Origin of the sequence: Sphingopyxis macrogoltabida, from assembly GCF_001307295.1 — a bacterium.
Taxonomy (GTDB): Bacteria; Pseudomonadota; Alphaproteobacteria; order Sphingomonadales; family Sphingomonadaceae; genus Sphingopyxis; species Sphingopyxis macrogoltabida_B.
On the sequence record NZ_CP012700.1, the window covers coordinates 663975 to 683783 of the forward strand.

A 19809-nucleotide genomic window follows, 5' to 3' on the forward strand; every position below is an offset into this window, starting at 1 on the left:
CCCTCTGGGTCAGCTTTATTACGTTGCCTCAGGCTTTGGCTGTCACCCATTAGGGGCATAGGCCCAAGATAAACTGGGGCTGGGAAACAGAAATTCGAAAGCGTCGCCAGGGTTTCGCGGGCGGGGCGTTCGTCAGAACGACAAGAGGGACAGGATGAAGATCGCCGCACGGATTTCGGGGCTGCTGCTTGCCGCCACCATGATTGCTTCGCCCGCGCTCGCGCAGGATAACGGGCCCGAAGCGCGGCCGATCTATAATCGCGACCAGTGGCTGCCCAAGTCGGTGCCGCTTTCGGACGATGTGCTGCGCATTCCGGTCCCCGCCGACTATAACGCGCCGAAGGGATCGTTCGTGCTCGTCGGCGGCCGGCTGTTCGATGGCACCGGCAAGGCGGCGCGCCCGGCGACGATCGTCGTGCAGGGCAAAGCGATCACCGCCGTCCTCGGTCCCGACGACAAGAACTGGCCCGCCGATGCCGTCGTCTACGACGTCACCGGCAAGACGGTGATGCCCGGCCTCATCGACCTCCACACGCATCTGACCTTCCTCGATGTCGCCGACTCGAGCGTCTATTCGGCCGCGCATTTGAGCGGCGCGGAATCGGCGATGCGCGGGCTGCGGCGGATGGGCATCCATCTGCAGGCCGGCGTGACCAGCGTGCGCGACGTCGCGTCGCACGGCGACACGCCGTTCGTGCTAAAGCGGCTGCAGGCGGCGGGTGAAATCGCCGGGCCGCGCATCTTCACCGCGGGGCAGCTCATCACCCAAACCGGCGGCCACGCCGCGCTGCACGCGATGATGCCGGGCTATCCCGAAAAGCCGAACGACAATCCCAATTCGATGGTGCGGATCGCGTCCGGCCCGGACGAATGGCGCGAAGCGGTGCGCATCCAGTTCGCCAAGGGGGCGGACCTGATCAAGCTGGCCAGCGAATATTCGCAGGCGGAAATCACCGCTGCGGTCGACGAGGCGCACTCGCTCGGCCTGCCGGTGACGGTCGACAGCGAAACGCAATATATCGACATGGCGATCAAGGCCGGCGTCGACTCGATCGAGCATCCGCTGCCGCGCAGCGACGCGGCGGTCGCGCTGATGGCGAAGCGCGGTATCGCCTCGGTGCCGACCTTCGTCCCCTATCGCATCATCAGCCGCTCGTCGGGCGGCTATTTCGGTTCGACCTCGCGCCGCTTCGAACTCAACGAGACGACGATTCTGGAGATGGGCAAGAAGATGCGTCGCGCCGGGGTCAAGATGGGGATCGGGCTCGACCTGATCGTCAACTGGCCCGAATATATGCCCGGCGCCTATATCAACGAACTCGAGAGCTTTACCCAGATCGGCTACACCAAGGCCGAGGCGCTGGTCGCGGCGACGAAGACGAGCGCCGAGATCATGCACATGGGCGACCGGCTGGGGACGATCGAGCCCGGCAAGCTCGCCGACATCATCGTCGTCGACGGCAACCCCGACGAGGATTTCAAGGCGCTGGAAAAGGTGCGCACCGCTTTCGTCGGCGGCCGGCTGATGCTGCAGGACGGCCGCATCTATAAGCCCGCGCACGAAGAAGTGCCGATGCCGGAGAGGAAATAGCGCGGACAGCGGAGCGAGCCGCCGGGCGGATCAGCCACGCACTTTGAACCCGGCCTGCCAATCGAAAAGGCATTCCACCCATGAAAAATCTGTTCGCCGCCGCCCTGCTTGCCGGTACCGCGCTGGCCGCTACCGTGCCCGCAGCTTCGGCCCAGGAGGCGCCGGCGGCCGCCGCTGGCGTAGCGTCGCCGAAGCCGGAACGGGGCAGTTTCGGGTTCGACACCGCAGGCATGGACCGTGCGGCCAAACCCGGCGACGATTTCTATGAATATGCCAACGGCACCTGGGCGAAGAACACGCCCATCCCGGCCGACAAGGCCAATTACGGCATGTTCATCGCGCTCGACGATTTGTCGAAGCAGCGCGTGCGCGGGATTCTCGATGCCGCCGGGGCCGACGACAAAAGCCTGATTGGCCGCGCTTATGCGAGTTATCTCGACGGCGCGACGGTCGAGACGCTCGGGTTGGCGCCGATCCGGCCGTGGCTCGACAAGGTCCGGAGATTGAAGGACCGCAAAGGCTATTCGGCGCTTGTCGCCGAGGCGGCGCAGATCGGGGTGAGCGGCGTCTATGGCTCGTCGGGGGCATGGGCGGGCTATCGGCTGCCCTACACTTGGCCCGACGACGAGCAGCCGGGGCGGATGCTTCTGGTGATCGAACAGGGCGGTACCGGCATGCCCGACCGGGACATGTATCTTGCTGACACCCCGAAGATGGCGGCGATCCGCACGGCTTATGTGGCGCATCTCGCGAAGCTGTTGACGCTGGCTGGCGAAACCGGCGCCGAGGCGCGCGCCGAGGCGATCATGGCGGTCGAGACCGAGATCGCCAAAGCCTATTGGAGCCGCGACGATTCGACCGATTCCACCAAGACCTATAACAAGTTCACGCTGGCCGAGACGGCGCGATTCTCCACCCCGACGCTCGATATGGCGGCGGTGCTGAAGGCGTGGAACCCGGCGATCGCCGAAGTCCAGATCCGTATGCCGAGCGCGACCAAGGCGGCGGCGCAGATCCTCGACCGCGCGCCGCTGCAGGTGCTCAAGGATCAGCTGCTGGTGCGTAGCCTCGACGATCTGTCGGCGGCGCTGCCCGACGCGATCGGACGCGAGAATTTCGCCTTCTATGGCACGGTGATGAAGGGCGCGCCCGAACAGGCACCGCGCTGGCAGCGCGGCGTCGATTTCATGGAAGAGGCGTTCGGCGAGGCGATCGGCAAGGAATATGCCGCGCGCTATTTCCCGCCTGCATACAAGGTCGAACTGCGCGCCTTGATCGACAACATCCTCGCTGCCATGGACCGCCGCATCGACAAGCTGGCGTGGATGCAGCCCCAAACCAAGGCGCGCGCGAAGGAAAAGCTCAAGGGCTTTACCGTCAAGATCGGCCATCCCGACCAGTGGCGCGATTATAGCGGCTTGCAGGTCGAACGCGGCGATCTGTTCGGCAACCTCGTCCGCGCCAACCGTTTCAACTTCGACTATATGATCGAAAAAGCCGGCCAGCCGACGCGGCGCTGGGAATGGCTGATGACGCCGCAGACCGTCAACGCCCACGCCCATTACAACCAGCTCGAGATCGTCTTCCCGGCGGCGTTCCTTCAGCCTGCCTTCTATGATCCCTATGCCGATCCCGCCGTCAATTATGGCGCGATCGGCGCGGTGATCGGGCACGAGATCATCCATCATTTTGACGATCAGGGCGCGCAATATAACGAGAAGGGTGAACTCGCGAACTGGTGGACGCCCGAAGACAAGGCGGCGTTCAAACAGGCGACGCAGGCGATGGTCGAACAGGCCGAAACTTACGAAGTGCTGCCCGGCGAGCATATGAAGGGCGAGTTCGCGCTCGGCGAGAATATCGGCGATCTCGCCGGAATGACGCTGGCCTATGACGCCTATCGCGCGTCGCTCGGCGGCAAGGAGGCGCCGGTGATCGACGGCTTCACCGGCGATCAGCGCTTCTTCCTCGGCTGGGCGCAGATCTGGCGGCGTAATTATCGCGAGGCGGACCTGCGCCAGCGGCTGATGACCGACGCGCATGCGCCATCGATCCAGCGCGTGTGGGTGATGCGCAATCTCGATGCCTGGTACGACGCATATGGCGTGAAGCCCGGCGACAAACTGTATCTCGCGCCCGAAAAACGCATCCGGGTCTGGTGAGGAACTGGCCATGAATGATCCCGAAATTCCCGCGCCGCCGGCCGACCCGGCCAAGACCGGCGTCCTGCACGGGCGCTTCGGCCGCACCATCGCCTTTTCGGTCATCGGGCTTGCAGTGCTGAGCTGGATCGCGGTCGGCGCCTTTCTGCTTCTGTTCGAACCGACGCTGGGCCAGCGGGTCGGGGCGGTTACCGCTGCGGCCGTGGTGACCGAGGGTGCCTTCTGGACCTGCACCGCCGTGTTCGGGATTTCGGTGTTCCAGAAGATCAAAAACCTGCTCGGCGGTCGTGGCCGAAGCTGACGTTCGTTATTTTTGGAAATTTGATGGTGTTCGATGATGAATGAAGGGATTTCGGTCATGCGGGGATGGCGGAAACTGGTGTTGAGCGTCGCGGCGGCGCTGCCGCTCGCGGCATGCGGCGGATCGGGTGACGATGCGGGCGCGATGGCGGCGTGGATGCGCGAAACGGCGCAATATTATACGGCGTCCGAGGTCGACGCAGCGAATGTTGAAAAGCTGGGCGTCGCATGGGAATTCACCGGCTTCGTGGTGCGTGGCCGCACCAATCGCGGGGTCGAGGCGACGCCGATCGTCGTCGATGGCGTCATGTACACCACCGGGCCGTGGAGCGTCGTCTATGCGCTCGATGCGAAGACGGGCAAATTGCTGTGGCAATATGATCCCGACGTCGACGGCCAGTTCGCGCGGCGGACCTGCTGCGACGCGGTGAACCGCGGCGTCGCGGTCGACGACGGCATGGTCTATGTCGCGACGCTCGACGGCTATCTCGTCGGCCTCGATGCCAAGACCGGCAAGCCGAGTTGGAAAGTCGACACGATCACCGACCGCAGCCGCAGCTATGCGATCACCGGGGCGCCGCGCGTCGCCGGCAAGAATGTCGTGATCGGAAACGGCGGCGGCGAAATGGGTGTCCGCGGCTATGCCAGCGCCTTCGACAAGAAGACCGGCAAGTTCGCCTGGCGCTTCTTCATCGTCCCGGGCGACCCGGCGGCGGGACCCGACGAACATCCCGAAGTGACCGAGGCACGCAAGACGTGGGACCCCAAGTCGGCGTGGGATCTCGGCGGCGGCGGAACCGCCTGGGATTCGATCGTCTATGATCCCGACACCAACATCGTCTATGTCGGTACCGGCAACGGCAGCCCGCATTCGGTGTGGCAGCGCAGCCCCGCCGGCGGCGACAATCTCTATCTCTCGTCGATCCTCGCGCTCGACGCCGATAGCGGGCGCAAGAAGTGGCATTACCAGACGACGCCGCAGGATAGCTGGGACTATACGGCGACCCAGAACATGATCCTGACCGACATGGAAGTCGGTGGGCGTCTGCGCAAGGTGATCATGCAGGCGCCGAAGAACGGCTTTTTCTATGTCCTCGACCGGGTGACCGGCGAGCTGTTGTCGGCGGAAAAATATACCACCGTCACCTGGGCCGAGCGGGTCGACATGAAGACCGGACGCCCCGTGCTGACCGAGCAGTCGGATTTCTCCAAGGGCAAGAAACTGGTCTGGCCGTCGGAGGCGGGCGGGCACAACTGGCCGCCGATGGCGTATAACGAGCAGACGAAGCTCGTCTATATTCCGGTCCTCGAAACGCCGATGACCTTCCAGATGAAGCCGCAGCCCTATCGGCCCTATAGCGTCGTGCAAGGGGTCGAGACCGGCCTGCCGGCCTTCGGCGATCCCAACGACAAGGCATTGGCGCCCTTGCTCAAGGACCAGCCCAAGCCGCGGTTCGAACAGGTCCTGAAAGCCTGGGACCCGGTGAAGCAGAAGCTCGTCTGGAGTTCGAAGGTGATGCCGTTCTGGAGCGGCGGCGTGATGACGACCGCCAACGGGCTGGTGATGCAGGGCTCGGCCGACGGCTACCTCACCGTCTATGACGGGCGGACGGGCAAGGTGCTGCGCCGGATCAACATCGGCACCGGCATCATGGCGGCGCCGATGGCCTATGAGGTCGACGGCGAGCAATATGTCGCGGTGGCCGCGGGCTTCGGCGGCGCGATGAACGCCTATTTCATGCCCGGATGGGCCGCCGCCGAGCGCGAGAACAACCCGCGCCTGATCGTCTTCAAGCTGGATGGCGCACCGGTAAAGCTCGCGGCGCTTCGCAAGCCGATGCCGTTGCTCCCCGCACCGGCAAACTTCCGCGGAACGGCGGCGCAGGTGGCGCGTGGCGGACAGCTCTTTGCCGAGAATTGCTCGCGTTGCCATGGCGATTCGACGGGATCGGGCGGCTATCCGAACCTGTGGAAGATGACGCCCGAAACGCACGAGGCCTTCAACAGCATCGTGCTCGATGGCGCATTCGTCTATGCAGGCATGGCGGCTTTCGGCGACATATTGAGCAAGAACGACGCGCGCGACATCCACGCCTATCTGGCCGAACCCGTCGCGGTCGAGCCGGCGACGGCGCTGAAAAGCATCCATTGAGGATCGATCCAATGACCCGAATCCTGTTTTCGGCCGCGGTTGCGGCGTGCCTGTCCGTTTCGGCCGCGGCCGAACCCGGCGATGCGATGGTGGGCCTGGCCGACGCGCAGGCGATTGCCGGACGTGTCCAGCAGACGGCGATCGAAAAGGGGCTCAACATGGCGATCGTCGTCGTCAATCGCGAGGGCCGGGTCATCCTGTCGTACCGGATGGACGGCTCTTCCTTCATCAACCTTGCGCTTGCCGAAAAGAAGGCGGCGACCGCGGCGGCGATCGGCGCTCCGACCTCGATCCTCGAGCAGGTGGCCGATGGCGGGAAGCCATCGCTGCTGTCGGTGCCGGGTGCGGCGCTGGTCGGCGGCGGCGTCCCGATCATGCGCGGCGACCGGATCGTCGGCGGCATCGGAGTCAGCGGCGGGTCGGCGCAGGACGACGAAGCTGTCGCCAAATCGGGTCTCGACGCTGCCGCGTCTGGCGCCAAATAGCGCCGCGAAGATAGGCAAACACGGGCCCCTGACGCCCTGTTTTTATCGGTCTCAGTCGCGATCGACCGGGCGCGCGAAACCCGCCGGTCGGCGACGGCCCTACATGTTTTGAAACGCCCGAAAACCTCCTGTTGAGGCGGGGCGCAGCTCTATGCTCGCGCCATGTGCCGCGTCATTCGCAGCCTCGCGGAGCAGCCAGATTGCGCGACGATCGTACCCTTAGCCTATCTGATGCTACGGACCAGAATTACTGTGTTTTGCGTCGCGCCATTTTGGTGCAGCAAGATGTTACCAATAAAAGTCAGAGAGGTGCCATTGTTCCCGTTTTCAGGGAACCCGACGCTTGTAGTGCAAGCGTACCTAAAGTCGTGAAGTAATAAAAAGTAATAATAATAAATACTTCTGAATCTTTCAGGAATTTACGGTCGAATATCTCTCTAATTATAATTTCTGCGGGGACCCTAATGCTCCAGATCGAGAATCTTACCCACGTCTATCCGAACGGGACGCGTGCCCTCGACTCGGTCTCGCTGAATGTCCCGGCCGGGATGTTCGGACTGCTGGGGCCGAATGGTGCGGGCAAGTCGACGTTGATGCGGACGATCGCGACCCTGCAAGTGCCGACCTCAGGCGCGATCCGGTTCGATGCGATCGACGTCCTCGCCGATCCCGACGCCCTGCGCCAGACGCTGGGTTATCTGCCACAGGATTTCGGTGTCTATCCGCGCGTTTCGGCGTGGGACATGCTCGATCACCTCGCGGTGCTCAAGGGATACAGCAACCGTGGCGAACGTCGTGACGCCGTCGCGACGCTGCTCAACCAGGTCAATCTGTGGAGCGTGCGGAACAAGGCGGTGGCGGGTTTTTCGGGCGGTATGCGCCAGCGTTTCGGCATCGCGCAGGCCCTGATCGGCCAGCCGCGCCTCGTCATTGTCGACGAGCCGACCGCCGGTCTCGATCCGGAGGAAAGCAACCGCTTCCTTAATCTCCTGTCCGAAGTTGCGGAAAATATCGTCGTGATCTTCTCGACGCATATCGTGCAGGATATCGCCGATCTCTGCCAGAATGCGGCGATCATCGCGGGCGGCAGGATCATCACCACCGGTTCGCCCGACGAACTGGTCGCGCAGGTCAAGGGCCGCGTGTGGACCAAGACGATCGACAAGCATGAGCTCGACGCGCACCGCGCACAGTACGACATCATTGCGACCCGCCTCGCGTCAGGCCGCACGGTGATCCATGTGCTTGCCGACAATAATCCGGGCAACGGGTTTACGGCCGCCGAAGGCGATCTCGAAGACGTCTATTTCTCGACGCTGCTGCCGCTGCGCCGCGCCGCCTGAGGGACCGGACATGTTTGGCCACGTCGCTGCATTCGAGCTGAAATACCAGCTTCGCTCGCCCATGTTCTGGGGGACGTTCATCGTCTTCTTCCTGCTCGCCTTCGGCATGGTGGTGTCCGACGACATCCGCATCGGCTGGGGCGGTCAGGTGTTCCGCAACGCGCCGTTCGCGATCGCGATGCAATCGACGATCTGGTCGATCTTTGCGATGTTCATCGTCGTCGCCTTCGTCGCCGGCGTGGTGTTGCGCGATGACGAAACCGGCTTTGGCCCGATCATCCAGGCGACGCGGCTGTCGAAGTTCAACTATCTGTTCGGCCGCTTCACCGGCGGTTTCGCCGCTGCGTCGCTGGCGTTTTTCAGTGTACCGCTTGGCTTGCTGGCGGCGATATTGATGCCGGGGCTCGATCCGGAAACGATCGGGCCGGTCAATATCGGCGACTATCTCTACGCCTATGCGCTGTTCTGCCTGCCGACCCTGTTCCTGCTCTCGGCTGGCTTCTTCGCGCTGTCGACGATCACCCGTTCGCTGGTGGCGACCTATGTCGGGGCGCTCGTCGTCCTCGCCATCTATCTCTTTACCCGCATGTATCTGGGGCGCCCCGAATTCGGGGCGCTTTCGACGCTGAGCGATCCGTTCGGGCTTTCGTCGCTCGCTTATGCGACCAAGAACTGGACCGCCAACGACCGCAACCTGTTGTTGCCGCCGTTCGCGGGTCTGATCCTGCAAAGCCGCGCGATCTGGCTGGCGGTAGGGCTGGGCTTCCTGGCGCTGGCGTGGCGTTCGTTCATCCGCACCGGCTTTGCGACGCGCGCCGACCGGCGCCCGGCACGCGGCAAGTCGAACGAGGACGAGACCGCGCAGGCGGTCGTCTCGACGACGGCGCCGCCGCCGCCGACCGATCGCGGGCTGGGCTGGGGGCCGCTCGCCGCGCTGACCCGCTTCGAGATACTCGGCGTACTCCGCAGCCCGGTTTTCATCGTCCTGCTCGGCTTCGCCTTCCTGAACCAAGTGATCGGCCTGTGGCTCGCCGGCGACGACACGGTGACGGTCATCCATCCGGTCACGCGCGTGATGATAAAGGCGCTGCACGAACAGTTCGTTACGATCCCGCTGTTCATCGCCGCCTTCTATGCCGGCGAGCTGGTGTGGCGCGACCGCGAGCGGCGGATGCACGAGATCGTCGATTCGACACCGTCGCCCGACTGGGCCTTCATGGTCCCGAAGATTCTCGCGATCTGCGTCATCCTGCTCGCGATGGGGCTGATGTCGATCATCGCTGCGATTGCCGTGCAATGGCTCAAGGGCTTCACCGCGATCGAATATGGCCATTATTTTACATGGTTCCTCGCGCCGTGGTTCCTGACCATGGTGATGTACGCGGTGCTTGCCGTGTTCGTGCAGACGCTGGCGCCGCACAAGTTCGTCGGCCTGCTGATCATGCTGCTTTATTTCGTCGCGGAATCGATGCTGCCGACGATGGGTTTCGAGAGCCATCTCTACATCTACGCCACCACCTCGCCGATGCCGCTGTCAGACATGAACGGCCTTGGCGAATATGCGGGCTACGCGGCCTGGTACCGCCTCTATTGGGCGGCGGGCGCGGTCATCCTCACCGTGCTGGCTTGGGGCCTGTGGCGGCGCGGCGCGTCGGCGCCGCTCAAGGTGCGCATCCGCCGTCTGCCGCAGCGGCTGGCCGGGCGCGCCGGTGCGATCACCGGTGTCGCGGTCGCCGTCATGGTCGCGGTCGGTAGCTGGATCTATTACAACAATTATGTCCTGAACGACTTCCCGACGTTTAACGAAAGCCAGCATTGGGCTGCGAATTACGAAAAGGCGCTGCTGCCCTATGAGGCGCATTTGCAGCCGCACATCACCGACATGACGCTCGACGTCGACCTTTATCCCGACCAGCTGCGGGCGGTCACGCGCGGCAGCTATGTCATCGAGAACAAGTCCGACAAGCCGATCAGCCAGGTCTATCTGCAATGGGCGCATCCGTCGGTCTCGAAGAGCTTCCTCGGCACGACGATCGAGCCGGGCATCAAGATGCTGTCGCTCGACGTGCCCGGCGCGCGGCTGACGAAGGAACTCAAGGACTATAATTTCCGCGTCTATACCTATGACAAGCCGATGGCGCCTGGCGAGAAGCGCGAAGTGCGGTTCGAGACGCTGCGCGAGCAGCGCGGGTTCCGCAACTCGGGCAACGAGGACCGGATCGTCGGCAACGGCACCTTCCTCAACAATTTCGCGCTGACGCCGAACCTCGGCGTGTCGCGCTGGCCGCTGCTGCAGGATCGCGCGACGCGGCGCAAATACGGGCTCGACCCCGATCTCAAGCTCAGCAAGCTCGAGGACGAGCATGCCCGTGCCTTCACCTACCTGCGTCACGACAGCGATTATGTGAACGCCGACGTCACTGTGCGCGGTCCGGTCGACCAGGTGCTCGTCGCGCCCGGCCAGCGGATTTCGCGCGAAGTGAAGGGCGGCCGCCAGATTGCGCGCTTCCGCACCGAGGCGCCGATCCTCAACTTCTTCTCGATCAACGCGGCCAAATATGCGGTGCGCAAGGACGAGTGGAACGGCATCGGGATCGAAATCTATTACCACCCGGCGCACACCTATAATGTCGACCGGTTTGTCGACATCGCGAAGGACGGGCTCGCCTATTATTCGAAGAATTTCAGCCCGTACCAGTTCAAGCAATTCCGCGTCATCGAATTCCCCGTCTACAATAATTTCGCGCAGGCGTTTCCGGGCACCGTGCCCTATTCGGAAGGCGCCGGGTTCATCACCAAGATCGATGACAAGGACGGCGTCGACTTCATCGCCTATGTCACCGCGCACGAACTGGCGCACCAATGGTGGTTTCACCAGGTGACCGGCGCCGACATGGAGGGCAGCACCGTCCTGTCGGAAACGCTCGCCCAATATTCGGCGATCATGGTCATGGAGAAGCGCTACGGCGATGCGATGATCCGCAAGTTTCTGAAGCGCGGCATGGACGGTTATCTCATGACGCGCGGCAAGGAGAATGTTGCCGAACCGACGCTCGAGCGGGTGCAGGAGCAGGCCTATGTCCGCTACCAGAAGGGCGGTAACATCATGTACCTGCTCAAGGACCAACTGGGTGAGGCCGAGGTCAATCGCGCGCTGCGCACGCTGGTCCAGCAGTTCGCGTTCAAGGGCCCGCCCTATCCGACCGGCCGCCATCTGGTCGACCTGCTCCGCGCCGAGGCGAAGACGCCGCAACAACAGCAACTGATCACCGACTCCTTCCAGCACATCACGCTGTACGACCTCAAGGTCGCCGGCGCGCAGGCGAGCCGCCGTCCCGACGGCAAGTGGACGGTGACGATGACCGCCGAGGCGCACAAGCGTTATGCCGACGGCAAGGGCGTCGAGACCGATGCGCCGCTGGATGCAATGATCGATGTCGGCGTCTTCACCGCCAACCCGAGCGCCAAGGGGTTCGGAAAAGCCAATGTCCTGTCGATGCAATCGCAGCGCCTGACGACCGGGAAACGCAAGATCACCCTGGTCGTGAATGCAAAGCCGCTGTTCGTCGGGTTGGATCCGTACCTCAAATATATCGACCGCAATACCGACGACAACGTCATGGCAATTGAGTAATTTGAATTTCAGTTATTTAAATCAATATTTTAATTGAAAATACTAGGGGGATATTATGATGTACAAGAATAAGTATTTTCTGACTGGCATTTCCGTCTTGGCACTGACTTTGCCGTCGATGGCTTCGGCGCAGACGTCGGCCGAAGAACGCGAAGCACGTGTGGCAGCCGATGAGCAGGCGCGAAATAACAGCGACATCATCGTCACGGCGACGCGCCGCGACGAATCGATTCTGAGCGCGCCGCTCAGCATCACTGCCTATTCGCAGGAATCGCTCGATACGAAGGGCGTGCGAAATATGGAGGATCTTGCCCGCATGACGCCGGGCGTTTCGATCAATCAGGGTACGTTCGGAATCAAATATCTGGTGATCCGCGGGCTTTCCTCGTCGGTCGGCGCGACGATGAACGGCGTTTATATCGACGATACGCCGGTGCAGGTCCGCTCGGTCAGCCTGACGACGAACTTTTATCCGGCGATGTTCGACCTCGAGCGTGTCGAAGTGCTGCGCGGTCCGCAGGGTACGTTGTTTGGCGCCGGCGCCATGGGCGGCGCGGTGCGTTTCATTTCGACCAAGCCGGGATTTAGCGAATACACCGGCTACGCGCGCGGTGAGCTCGCGACGACCGAGGGCGGCGGCTTGAGCTATGAAGGCGGCGCTGCCGTCGGGGGCCCGATCATCAAGGACAAGCTCGCATTTCGGGTGAGCGGTTATTATCGCCGCGATGGCGGCTATATCGACCGCGTGCCGATTGTTCCGAGCCGCGGTACGGCGCGCAAGAACCATAACGAGCGCGATACCTATGTCGGGCAGGCGCAGCTGGCGTTCAAGCCGACCGAGGATACCACGATCACCGCGGGCGTCTTTCACCAACAGGCCGATCGCGACAACAGCGACCAGTTCTGGGAATGGCGCGCGAGCAATCCCTATGATCGGCCAGCCTACCCCAAATTCACGAGCGGCGAAGGGCTTGATTCCTATGGTCGCGACCGGGCGACTATTTATTCGCTCAAGATCGAGCAGGATCTTGGTCCGGCAAGTTTGATCAGCAATACCGCGATTACCGATCGTCGGGCGGTCAACAAAGACGATGGAACTGCGTTTTTCATAGACATACTTGGCGGCCTTGGTCCGTTGCTCGGATATCCGGGCCCGATTCCGGCAGATATTGACCTCCCCGGTATCGACGAACGCGCGGTCATCAACCTTGAAATGCGCCAGCGTTCTTTTACCCAGGAATTGCGCATCCAGTCCAACCCCGACACCGGTCCGATCAGCTATGTTGCGGGTGTGTTTTACCAGAATTCGCGTCAGACGGCCGAGGAGTTTGATACCGCGCCGGCCACAGACGGACCCTTTTTGTGGGATCTGCTCGGATTGGTTCCCGTCGTCAACGGCACCATCGGCTATCTTCTCGATCAGGCGCGCGACAAGCAATTCGGCGTGTTCGGCAATCTGGAGTATAATCTGACCGATAAACTGTCGGTAAGCGCGGGTGTCCGCTATTCCTATATAACCTTCGATTTCAGGCAGGTTTCGGGCTTCAAATTGCCGACCGACGCCGTAAATGTCGGCCGCACGTCGGAGAGCCCGATCACGCCGAAATTCGGCATCGAATATACTCCGAACGAAAATCTGATGTTTTACGCTTCTGCGGGCAAGGGATTCCGCCCGGGCGGCACCAACTCGATCCCGGCCCCGGGTACGCTCGACGAGGCGTGCCAGGCGCAACTCCGCAGCTTGGGTTATGCCGACGGGTATCCGCCGCGTCAGTACCGGTCCGACAGCACCTGGAGCTATGAGGTCGGTGCGAAGGGACGTGTCGGCAATTGGCTGACCTTCGCCGGCGACGTGTTCCAGATCGACTGGACCGACGTGCAGCGGACGCGCAACGTGTTGAATTGCGGTAACCCGTTCCTCGACAATCTGGGCAAGTCACGGGCGCGCGGCGTCGAGGGCAAGATCACCGTCACGCCGATCACTGGCCTCTCGCTCGATGCCAACTTCAGCTACACCGACGCAAGGGTGCAGCAGACGCTCACCGTTCCCACCAACCCGCTCCCGATCGTCACTAAGGGAGACCGGTTCGCGCCGGCGTGGATTATTTCGCTGGCAGCCGACTATGAAACCGAACTGGGCGCGGGAAATACGGTCGGCTACGGCCATGTGCAGTACGATTACCGCAGTGGCTATACGACGCCCACCGGTAACGCGGGCTACGATCCGAATTATGCCCTCATCGATACCCGCAACTTTGTTTCTGCGCGACTGGGCGTTCGTACAGGCGGCGCTAATGTTTCGGTGTTCGTCGATAACCTGCTCAAATCGGAGGATGAACTCGGTCGCCTGGCGTTGGGTGGGGGAGAGCGCCTGCTGCGGCAGGTCTATCGTCCGCGGACCTGGGGTGCGACAGTCAGCTATCGCTTCTAGGTCTCATGATTTCGATGCCGTCCGCATCCCTTGCTTTCAGGGCGGCATCAAAAGAGCGGTCCGGTCATCGCGCGGGCGCGCGATGGCCGGGCCGTTCGGCTTTCTATCGATTATTGAGTAATGGATCGGACGGTCATCCAACCGGAGGAACGGAGAAGAAATGAATTGTCCGGTCATTTTCGCACCCCGTTTGCTTAGAAGGGCGCGTCTCTCGATGGCGGCGTTTGTCGCAGTCTCGGCTGCGCTCGCTCCGGCGGCGCAGGCGGCGCCGCGCTATGAAGCGACGATCACCCGCACCACCTTCGGCGTGCCGCACGTCGAAGCCGAGGATTTCGGCGGGCTGGGGTTCGGCGCCGCCTATGCGCAGGCGCAGGACAATATCTGTCTGATGGCGGACGGCTATGTCAGCGCGTCGGGCCAGCGTTCGCGATACTTCGGTCCGGACGGCGCGACGGTGATCGGGCTCGTCCCGGCGAAGAATATCGACAGCGACCTCTATTATGCGACGATGCAGGACATCGCGGCGCTGCGCGCCGGTTTTGCCAAGACGTCGAAGGATTCAAGGGCGCTGATCGAGGGCTGGGTGGCGGGGTATAACCGCTTCCTGCGCGACAATCGGGACAAGCTACCCGCCGGATGCGCGGGCCAGCCATGGGTGCGCGAAATTACCCGCGACGATGTCCTGCGCTCGCTCAACGGCTTCACCATGCTGGCGGGATCGGCGATGGCGGCCGCGAAAATCGCGGAGGCTGCACCGCCCGCTGCCGAAGCTGCTACGGCTGCGGCCAAGCCGGTCGCCGCGGCGCCGCAGTTCGCCGACGACATCCGGGAATCGATGAAGCTGGGCAGCAACGGCTGGGCGTTCGGCGGCGATGCCACGATGAACGGCAAAGGGCTCGTCGTCGGCAACCCGCATTTTCCCTGGTACGGTCCCAACCGCTTCTACCAGATCCACCTGACGATCCCCGGCAAGTTCGATGTCGCGGGGGCGGCGATCACCAACCAGCCCTATGTCGGGATCGGCTTCAACAGGGATGTCGCGTGGACGCATACCGTCGACACCGCGGCGCACATGACCCTGTTCAAGCTGACGCTCGATCCCGCCGATCCCACCGCCTATATCGTCGACGGCAAGCGCGTGCCGATGGAACGCCGCGAGGTCGCCGTCGCGATGAAGGACGGGGCGCCCGTCGTGCGGACGCTGTTCCAGTCGCGTTACGGCCCGATCCTCTCGATGCCCGGCACCGACTATGCGTGGACGCGGCAGACCGCCTATGCCCTCGCCGATGCCAACAAGGGCAATGTGCGGAGCGGCGAGGGCTATCTCGCCATGGCGCGGGCGCGGAATGTCGGCGACATCCACGCCGCGCTGATCCGATATCTGCATGCGCCGTTCCTCAACACCCTCGCCGCCGACCGCAAGGGCGACGCGCTCTATGCCGACATCAGCCCCGCGGCCAATGTCTCGGCCGAGCGCTTTGCCGCCTGCGGCACGATGTCGCCGCCGACCCCCGGTTTTCTGCAGCGGCTCTATGTCCTCGACGGCGGCCGGTCGGCCTGCGATTGGGAAAAGACGCCGGGCACCCCGGTGCCGGGACTGCTCCCTGCGTCGAAGATGGCCGCGATCTATCGGCGCGACTATGTCCAGAACAGCAACGACAGCTATCGCTGGGCGAATATCGAAGCGCCGATCGCCGAACTGGGGCCGATGATGGGTCCCGATTTCCTGTTGCTGCCCAGCATGCGCACCCGGTCGGGGCTCCAAGAAATCCGGGGCGTCCTGCAATCGGGCAAGTTCGATATCGACGTCGGCATCCGGACGATGCTCGGCAACAAGAATTTCGCCGGCAACCTCGTCATGCCCGCGGTCCTGAAGCTGTGCGAGCGTCCCGAGGCGCCGAAACCCGCCTGCGCAGCGCTCGCCAAATGGGACGGCAAGGCCGAACTCGACAGCCGCGGGGCGATGCTGTTTGCAATTTTCTGGTCGAAGATCGAGCGTCGGGCCAATCTGTGGGCAGATGCATTCGACCGCAACGACGTGGTGGGTACGCCGCGCACGCTCGCCATCGATGGCGCCGCAGGCGCCGCGCTGCTCGCCGACCTTGCTTTCGCGGCCGATACGCTGACCAAGATGGGCATCGCGCTCGATGCGCCGTTGGGTGAGGTGCAGTTCGCCGAACGCGGCGATGAGCGCATCCCGATTTCGGGGTCGCCCGCCGGGGTGCTCAACTATACCGCTGCGCTGCCGGTCAAGGGCGGTTTCGGCGTCGTCCACGGGGCGAGCTATGTCCAGTCGGTCAGCTTCGACGACAAAGGGCCGGTCGCGAAGGCGATCCTGACCTATTCGCAATCGACCGACCCTGCGTCGCCGCACTACGCCGATCAGACGCGCGAATTTTCGAAGCTGGCGCTGCATCCCTATCCCTTCTCGAAGGAGGAGATTGCGGCGCAGGCGATCGGGGGACCGGTGACGATCCGTCAATGAGCCTGCCGACAGGGCAGGCCGGATAAAGGGGAGCGACTATGAACGACACGCGTCAGGGATCGGTAATCTGGACCTATCTGGTGCTCACGGTGGTTTTCTGTGCGCTGCCCTATTTCCTGATCGGTTACACGGGCGAGGTCGGCGGCGGCAACGCCGGCTATGTCACTGCGCTGATGTGGGGGCCGGCGCTCGCCGCGATCGTCACCGTGGCGTGGAAGAAGCTCGACTGGGCCTCGCTCGGCTTCGCGTGGCGCGATACGCGCTCGTCATGGTACAGCTATCTGCTGCCGATCGGTTATGCGGCGGTCGCCTATCTGATCATCTGGTCGACGGGGATGGGCGGTTTCGCGGAGCCGGAAAGCATCGCGGCGCTGGCCGACCGGCTCGGCTGGACCTTCACCGATCCGGGGCGCTTCGTTCCTGCCTATTTCCTGTTCGTCGGCATCACCGGCATCATCGCGGGGACAGCGCGCGGGCTGGGCGAGGAGATCGGCTGGCGCGGATTCCTGGCGCCGCGGCTGCACGACAAGTTCGGCTTTACCGGAGGCGCGGCGGTGACCGGCGTCATCTGGACGCTGTGGCATGTCCCGCTGATCCTGTTTGCCAATTATAACAGCGGGGCACCGCAATGGTTCGCGCTCACCTGCTTCTTCGTCATGGTCATGAACCTCAGCTTTATCATGGCGTGGTTCCGGTTGAAGTCCGGCAGCGTCTGGCCTGCCGCGATCCTGCACGGCAGCCACAACCTTTATATCCAAACGATCTACACGCCGCTGACCGCGCCGAAGGGTGACATCACCGCCTATGCGATCGACGAATTCGGTTTCCTCATTCCGCTGACGACCTTCGTCGTCGCGCTGTTGCTATGGTTGCGGCGCGACCGCGCGATTGCCGCCTATGATGCACGCCGGGCGGCGGGGGAAGCGAGCTGATTTACGATGAAACAAGGGGATTGGTCATGACGGCACGGCGTTTCGGATGGGCACTGGCTTCGGTCATGGCGGTCGGATTGCTCGCACCGGGCGCGGCGGCGGAGGAGCCGCGCGCCCGCGACCTCGGCGTGCCTTTCCATGGCGAGCCCGGCCCGCTCAACGCGATTACCGATGTGCCGGGGGTCGAGGTCGGCCACACGACCTTGATCGCCGGCGACGGCCCGCTCAAGGTTGGCGAAGGTCCGGTGCGGACCGGGGTCACGGCGATCCTGCCGCGCGGCAAGAATTCCACCGTGCCGGTGTTCGGCGCGTGGGCGACGGCCAATGCGGCGGGCGAAATGACCGGCACGATCTGGATGGAGGAACGCGGCTCGTTCGATGGGCCGGTGATGATCACCAACACGCACAGCGTCGGTGTGGTGCGCGATGCCGTGGTCAAATATCTGGCCGACAGCAAGGCGTGCTGCCTGTTCTACACCCCGGTCGTCGCCGAGACCTGGGACGGCTTCCTCAACGATGTGAATGGCCAGCATGTGAAGACCGAACATGCCTTGCAGGCCATCGCGACCGCTGCCGGCGGGCCGGTGCCCGAGGGCAATGTCGGCGGCGGTACCGGGATGGTGTGCGCCGGGTTCAAGGGCGGCATCGGCACCGCGTCGCGCAAGGTCGAAATCGGCGACCGCAAATATACCGTCGGCGTGCTCGTCCAGTGCAATTACGGCGCGCGGCCGCTGCTCCGCATCGCCGGCGCCCCGGTTGGACAGGAACTAGCGACCAGCTACCTGCCGTGCAGCGACCTGCCGGGCAAAGCGGTCTACAAGCCCGAACGCCGCTGCACGCCGATCGACAAGAAGCCCTATGAGCCCGAAGGGTCGATCATCGTCGTGATCGCGACCGACATCCCGCTGTTGCCGCACCAGCTCAAGCGCATCGCCAAGCGGCCGACGCAGACGATCGGGCGGATGGGCGATATCAGCCATAATCTGTCGGGCGACATCTTCATGGCCTTCTCGACCGCCAATGCGGGCGCGCTCGATGAAAGCGCCGCGGGCGTGCAGGCGGTCTCGGCTATCTCGAATAGCGAGATAACCAAGGTGTTCGAGGCGGCAGTCGATGCGACCGAGGAATCGATCGTCAACGCGCTGGTTGCGGCGAAGACGATGACCGGACGCGACGGCGTCACGGTCCATGCGCTGCCGCACGACGAGCTCCGCACGATCCTTGCCAAATATGGACGTCTGCCCGCCGCGACGGGCAAGCCCGCCGCCAAACGGAAATAGCGGCGGGCGAACCGGTTATCCGCCGCGCGCGTAGCGGTCGGTTGCTTCGATCAGTTCATGAAGGATGCCGGGCTCGTTGAAGACGTGGCCGGCGCCTTCGACGATGCGGAGGTCCGAACCGGGCCAGCTCTGGTGCAACTCCCACGCCCGGCGGAGCGGGCACGGGATGTCGTAGCGGCCGTGGACGATCGTTCCCGGGATACCGGCGAGCCGTCCGGCATCGCGCAGCAACTGGTCGGGTTCGAGCCAGCAGTCGTTGAAGAAATAGTGATTTTCGATCCGGGCAAAGGCGATGGCATAATGATCTTCGCCGAAATTGGCGCTCAGCTCCTCGTCGGGGAGCAAGGTGATCGTTCCGGCTTCCCAGACGCTCCATGCCTTTGCCGCCTCCAACTGGGCCGCTCGGTCGTTGCCGGTCAGGATGCGGTTATAGGCGGCGACAAGGTCCCACCGTTCGGCCGGCGCAACCGGAGCGAGGAAGGCTTCCCATTTGTCGGGATAGATTTGCGACACGCCGAACTTGTAATACCAGTCGACATCCCGGTCGGCGCCGAGGAAGATCCCGCGCAGGATGAGCTCGCTGACGCGCTCGGGATGCGTTTCGGCATAGGATAGCGACAGCGTCGAACCCCAACTGCCGCCGAAGACGAGCCAGCGTTGGACCCCGGCCATTTCGCGCAACCGTTCGATATCGGCGACGAGATGCCATGTCGTATTCGCGCTGAGCTCGGCGTGCGGCGTCGAACGCCCGCAGCCGCGCTGGTCGAACAGCAGCACGTCGTAACGCGTCGGGTCGAAGAGTTGCCGGTGGGTGGGCGAGCAGCCGGCGCCGGGGCCGCCGTGCAGGAAGACCGCGGGCTTGGCGCCCGGCGTTCCGCAGCGTTCGTAATAGATATGGTGGCCGTCGCCGACGTCGAGCATTCCGGTTTCATAGGGTTCGATCGGCGGATAAAGGCTTCTCAAAGTCTGCACTGCTGCGCTCCATGGCTGTGAAGGCGCGCCCCGGCGAGACGG

The 19809-nt window shown here is 63.4% G+C and carries 12 protein-coding genes; 11 read left to right on the forward strand and 1 reads right to left on the reverse strand.

What is annotated here, in order from left to right; translation table 11 throughout:
- Window positions 1–154 precede the first annotated feature (154 nt).
- The 11 genes from AN936_RS03200 (at window position 155) to AN936_RS03250 (ending at window position 18795) form a co-directional block, all read left to right on the forward strand.
- Window positions 155–1591 carry an amidohydrolase family protein gene (locus AN936_RS03200; RefSeq protein ID WP_054586872.1) on the forward strand — a complete coding sequence of 479 codons (1437 nt, stop codon included), beginning with the start codon at window positions 155–157 and terminating at the stop codon, window positions 1589–1591.
- 80 nt (window positions 1592–1671) lie between these two features.
- Window positions 1672–3753, forward strand: a complete 2082-nt coding sequence (locus AN936_RS03205) for a M13 family metallopeptidase (RefSeq protein WP_054586873.1) — start codon at window positions 1672–1674, stop codon at window positions 3751–3753.
- 10 nt (window positions 3754–3763) lie between these two features.
- Entirely contained in the window at window positions 3764–4054 is a 291-nt protein-coding gene (locus tag AN936_RS03210; protein WP_054586874.1) for a hypothetical protein, read from the forward strand.
- Between the two features lie 57 nt (window positions 4055–4111).
- Complete coding sequence (locus tag AN936_RS03215) at window positions 4112–6205, forward strand: PQQ-dependent dehydrogenase, methanol/ethanol family (protein ID WP_084758614.1); 2094 nt, start codon at window positions 4112–4114, stop codon at window positions 6203–6205.
- Window positions 6206–6216: 11 nt separating this feature from the next.
- A complete protein-coding gene (locus AN936_RS03220) occupies window positions 6217–6690 on the forward strand; it encodes a heme-binding protein (protein WP_054586875.1) in 474 nt (157 codons plus the stop codon).
- A gap of 464 nt (window positions 6691–7154) precedes the next feature.
- The gene (locus tag AN936_RS03225; protein ID WP_054586876.1) at window positions 7155–8033 is read left to right on the forward strand and encodes an ABC transporter ATP-binding protein; all 879 of its coding nucleotides are present in this window, start codon (window positions 7155–7157) and stop codon (window positions 8031–8033) included.
- Between the two features lie 10 nt (window positions 8034–8043).
- The gene (locus AN936_RS03230) at window positions 8044–11667 is read left to right on the forward strand and encodes an ABC transporter permease/M1 family aminopeptidase (RefSeq protein ID WP_054586877.1); all 3624 of its coding nucleotides are present in this window, start codon (window positions 8044–8046) and stop codon (window positions 11665–11667) included.
- A 118-nt stretch (window positions 11668–11785) separates the two neighbouring features.
- Entirely contained in the window at window positions 11786–14098 is a 2313-nt protein-coding gene (locus AN936_RS03235; RefSeq protein ID WP_234715818.1) for a TonB-dependent receptor, read from the forward strand.
- 214 nt (window positions 14099–14312) lie between these two features.
- Complete coding sequence (locus AN936_RS03240; protein ID WP_054586879.1) at window positions 14313–16583, forward strand: penicillin acylase family protein; 2271 nt, start codon at window positions 14313–14315, stop codon at window positions 16581–16583.
- Between the two features lie 38 nt (window positions 16584–16621).
- Window positions 16622–17515: a CPBP family intramembrane glutamic endopeptidase gene (locus AN936_RS03245; protein ID WP_054586880.1), complete on the forward strand. Its 894-nt coding sequence runs from the start codon at window positions 16622–16624 to the stop codon at window positions 17513–17515.
- Between the two features lie 26 nt (window positions 17516–17541).
- Window positions 17542–18795, forward strand: coding sequence for a P1 family peptidase (locus AN936_RS03250; RefSeq protein WP_054586881.1), 1254 nt, complete (start codon window positions 17542–17544; stop codon window positions 18793–18795).
- Window positions 18796–18810: 15 nt separating this feature from the next.
- On the opposite strand, the gene pip is transcribed toward AN936_RS03250, so the two are convergent.
- Window positions 18811–19758, reverse strand: a complete 948-nt coding sequence (gene pip / locus AN936_RS03255) for a prolyl aminopeptidase (protein WP_201782989.1) — start codon at window positions 19756–19758, stop codon at window positions 18811–18813.
- Window positions 19759–19809: the final 51 nt, after the last annotated feature.

Excerpts from the sequence above, each read along its gene's own strand:
- AN936_RS03240 (WP_054586879.1), top strand. The coding sequence starts at position 14,313 with ATGGCGGCGTTTGTCGCAGTCTCGGCTGCGCTCGCTCCGGCGGCGCAG.
- AN936_RS03210 (WP_054586874.1), top strand. The coding sequence starts at position 3,764 with ATGAATGATCCCGAAATTCCCGCGCCGCCGGCCGACCCGGCCAAGACC.
- AN936_RS03220 (WP_054586875.1), top strand. The coding sequence starts at position 6,217 with ATGACCCGAATCCTGTTTTCGGCCGCGGTTGCGGCGTGCCTGTCCGTT.
- AN936_RS03225 (WP_054586876.1), top strand. The coding sequence starts at position 7,155 with ATGCTCCAGATCGAGAATCTTACCCACGTCTATCCGAACGGGACGCGT.
- AN936_RS03215 (WP_084758614.1), top strand. The coding sequence starts at position 4,112 with ATGCGGGGATGGCGGAAACTGGTGTTGAGCGTCGCGGCGGCGCTGCCG.
- AN936_RS03245 (WP_054586880.1), top strand. The coding sequence starts at position 16,622 with ATGAACGACACGCGTCAGGGATCGGTAATCTGGACCTATCTGGTGCTC.
- AN936_RS03230 (WP_054586877.1), top strand. The coding sequence starts at position 8,044 with ATGTTTGGCCACGTCGCTGCATTCGAGCTGAAATACCAGCTTCGCTCG.
- AN936_RS03200 (WP_054586872.1), top strand. The coding sequence starts at position 155 with ATGAAGATCGCCGCACGGATTTCGGGGCTGCTGCTTGCCGCCACCATG.
- AN936_RS03250 (WP_054586881.1), top strand. The coding sequence starts at position 17,542 with ATGACGGCACGGCGTTTCGGATGGGCACTGGCTTCGGTCATGGCGGTC.
- AN936_RS03205 (WP_054586873.1), top strand. The coding sequence starts at position 1,672 with ATGAAAAATCTGTTCGCCGCCGCCCTGCTTGCCGGTACCGCGCTGGCC.
- AN936_RS03235 (WP_234715818.1), top strand. The coding sequence starts at position 11,786 with ATGGCTTCGGCGCAGACGTCGGCCGAAGAACGCGAAGCACGTGTGGCA.